At 71.7% G+C, this 3,069-nt stretch carries 3 protein-coding genes and 1 pseudogene; 2 read left to right on the top strand and 2 right to left on the bottom strand.

What is annotated here, in order from left to right; all coding sequences use genetic code 11:
- Positions 1 to 526: pseudogene (locus AC31A1_RS49250) on the bottom strand (Lrp/AsnC family transcriptional regulator); the annotation flags it as partial.
- A gap of 112 nt (positions 527 to 638) precedes the next feature.
- Here AC31A1_RS49250 and AC31A1_RS49245 point away from each other — a divergent pair.
- Positions 639 to 2,078 (top strand): carboxylesterase/lipase family protein, encoded by a 1,440-nt coding sequence (locus AC31A1_RS49245; protein WP_489659568.1) that lies wholly within the window; start codon positions 639 to 641, stop codon positions 2,076 to 2,078.
- Between the two features lie 43 nt (positions 2,079 to 2,121).
- The gene (locus AC31A1_RS49240; protein WP_489659567.1) at positions 2,122 to 2,364 is read left to right on the top strand and encodes a hypothetical protein; all 243 of its coding nucleotides are present in this window, start codon (positions 2,122 to 2,124) and stop codon (positions 2,362 to 2,364) included.
- 42 nt (positions 2,365 to 2,406) lie between these two features.
- On the opposite strand, the gene AC31A1_RS49235 is transcribed toward AC31A1_RS49240, so the two are convergent.
- Positions 2,407 to 3,069: bifunctional 4-hydroxy-2-oxoglutarate aldolase/2-dehydro-3-deoxy-phosphogluconate aldolase (locus AC31A1_RS49235; RefSeq protein WP_489659566.1), on the bottom strand; the 663-nt coding region annotated here is incomplete at its 5' end.

Raw genomic sequence — 3,069 nt, 5'->3', positions numbered from 1 at the left:
GGGTGGAGGTGTCCGGGCGTGGGGTGTCCGGCCGTAGGCTGGTCAGTTCCGTCTCCGTGAGCAGGCCGCCGCTCCAGTCGAAGGCCGCCGGGAACACCCGTAGGAGGATGTGCGAGGTCCACGACTGGACCGCCGGGGTGGCCGGGAGGTCGCGCAGGAGCAGGGAGTCGCGGGCGTCCGGGCCGTCCAGGAACAGGATCGTGCAGATCTCGTCGCCGCCGCCGAGGATGTCCACCCAGACGGTGTCGGGGCGGCGGGCCAGGGTGGCGGCGATCGCGCTGATCCGGCTGGGTCGGCAGCGGATGCGCAGGGCCAGCGGGATCAGGTCGGGGAACCACACCGGGTTGCGTACGGCGGTGGCGCGCAGCGTCCTGTCGTGGAACAGCGGTGCCGCGCGACGCACCACCGTGCGCTCCGAGATGCCCAGGACGCGGCCGACCGTGCGCCAGGAGGCCCGCGGCGAGGCCAGCATCGCGGCGGCGATCCGGCTGTCCGTCTCGCTCAAGGGGTGGCTTGCTTTCGCCATATCCTCCTGGTCCTCTGTCCTGCTTTCGCGCTTTCGTTTCCTCATTCTGGCTCGGATCGACGCTCGCCGCTAGAAACGGTTCAGAGCGGACGACGGAGAGAGGGTGAGCCCGATGGTGGGTGTCGCGGAGACGGATCGGGGTCGGGTCAGGGGTGACGTGCGGGGTGAGGTGGTCTCCTTCCGGGGGATTCCCTACGCCGCTTCGCCTGTCGGTGAGTTGCGGTTCGCGCCGCCTCAGCCGCACCCGGGGTGGACCGGGGTGCGGGAGGCCACGCAGGCCGGACCAGCCGTCCCGCAGGGGGCCTCCCGGCTGGAACGGGTGATGGGCGCCCGCGTGCCGGACTGGGACGAGGACGGCTGCCTGACCGTCAACGTCCATGTTCCGGCAGGGGTGTTGGAGGGCAACACGGCCCGGCCGGTCCTGGTGTGGTGGCACGGGGGCGGCTTCACCAGTGGTTCCGGCGGCTGGGACTGGTACGACGGCGGGCGGCTGGCCGCGCTCGGCGACATCGTCGTGGTCACCGCCAACTACCGTGTGGGGCCCCTGGGTTACCTGTACCTGCCGGAGATAGGCGCCGCCAACCTCGGCGCCCAGGACCAGGCCGCCCTGCTGGCCTGGGTGCGGGACAACATCGCCTCCTTCGGCGGCGATCCACGCGAGGTCACGGTCGGCGGGCAGTCGGCCGGAGCGTATTCATCGCTTGCGCTGGCGCTCGATCCGCGGACATCGGGACTCGTGAACCGGGTGCTGCTGGAGAGCGGGCCGTTCGGCCTGGCCCCGCAGGACCCCCAGCACGCGGCGGACAACGCCGAAGCGTATCTACGGCTGCTCGACGTGCCGGCCGGAGCGGACGCGGCAACCGCCCTGCGCGCACTGCCCGTTGAGCGCCTGCTGTCCGCCTACGGCCAACTCGCGGGACAGCTCGCGCGTCCGGGCAACGCCGCTCCGCCGATGTATCCGGTGCTGGGCGGGCCCGGTGTTCCCCGCGATCTGCGTCGGGGGGTCGTGGACGGCGGCCTGGAGGGCAAGTCCCTGCTGATCGGCACCACCCGGGACGAGGCGACGGCCTTCACCGCCTTCGACCCGCACATCCAGAACCTCGGCTTTGACGGTGCGTTGGACCTGCTGGCCGGTCAACTGGGCGATCGCGCCCACGAGTTCTACCAGCGATACGACGCACGGTTCGAAGAGCCCACCGCGGCACGGGTGTTCACCGCGATGGTCACCGACGATCTGTTCCGCGCCGACTCGTTGCGGATCGCCGACCATCACGCGGCGGGCGGCAACACGACCTACGTGTATGAGTTCGACTACCGGCCGGCTGAGGATCCGTATGGGCTGGGTGCCACCCACTGCGGCGAACTGCCCTTCCTTTTCGGCACGTTCGACGCTTTTGCGGACAGTCCGATGTTGGGGCGGCCGACCGATGCCGTACGGGAGCTGGGGCGTACCTTCGCCGGAGCGGTCGCCGAGTTCGTCGTCAGTGGATCGGTGCATGACTGGTTGCCGTACACGCCTGCGACGGCGGCTCGCATTCGGCACCTCGGCTGAGGCGGGCGGGCGGAGCATTGGAGCCTTGGGGCAGGCCACTTTGTTGTTTGACGACCTGACGGTGTTCCCGGTCACCGACCCGGCCGGCAGCATCGTCGGCGCCGGCCATCCCGGCCTGGTCGACACCGTCCTCGTCGCCGGTCAAGTGGTCAAGCGTGACGGGGTGTGGGTGGGTGTGGACCTGCCGGCGCTCAGGGCCCGACTCCTCGCGTCCCGCGACCGGATCGCGGCCGCCGCGGGTATTCCGGTCGACGGTACGTGGCGCCCGCGGCCGGAATCGGAGTAACTCGCAGGCAGACCCGGGCACATGGCGGTCTGTCCGGTTCGGCTACACCGGCGCCGGTACGGCGGACAGCGAGTCGGTGAAGGCGCGGGCCCGGCGCGTGATCTCCGCCCAGTCGCCGGCGGCCACGACAGCGGGCGGTACGACCTGCGAACCGGCGCACACCGCACGCGCCCCGGCCGCGAGGAACCCGGCCGCGTTGTCCGCGTCGACCCCGCCGGACGCCACCAGCGGTACGTCCGGGAAGGGGCCCGCGAGGTCACGGAAGTGCCGGGGGCCGAAGGCGCGCGCCGGGAAGATCTTCACCGCGTCCACGCCGAGGTCGAGCGCCATCCCGACCTCCGTAGGGGACAGGGCGCCCATGACGACCGGCACCCCTGCCGCCGCTGCTGCCTCCGCGACGCCGGGTCGGCAGCCCGGGGTGACGAGGTACTGGGCCCCCGCCTCGATCAGCTCCTCGGCCTGCTCGGCGGTCATCACCGTCCCGGCACCGACACCGTCCTGGCCGTCGGCCACCGCGCGCCGTAGATGCGCGGCCAGTCCGGGGGTGGTGCGGGTGAACTCGATCCACCGGATGCCACCCGCCCGCAACGCCTCGCACAGCGCCGCGGCGTCGGGTATCTCCGGCGCACGGACGACGGCGATCACACGGTCCTTCGCCAACTGGGTGAGGAAGTCGGGGGTCATGGGCGGGGGCTCCTTCGGCTG

This window comes from Streptomyces sp. P5F9, from assembly GCF_057961495.1.
The sequence above is the reverse complement of the archived record's forward strand: the minus strand, read 5'-3'. Positions and strand labels throughout refer to the sequence as shown.

Coding starts and splice junctions, on each gene's coding strand:
- AC31A1_RS49245 (WP_489659568.1), top strand. CDS start 639: ATGGTGGGTGTCGCGGAGACGGATCGGGGTCGGGTCAGGGGTGACGTG.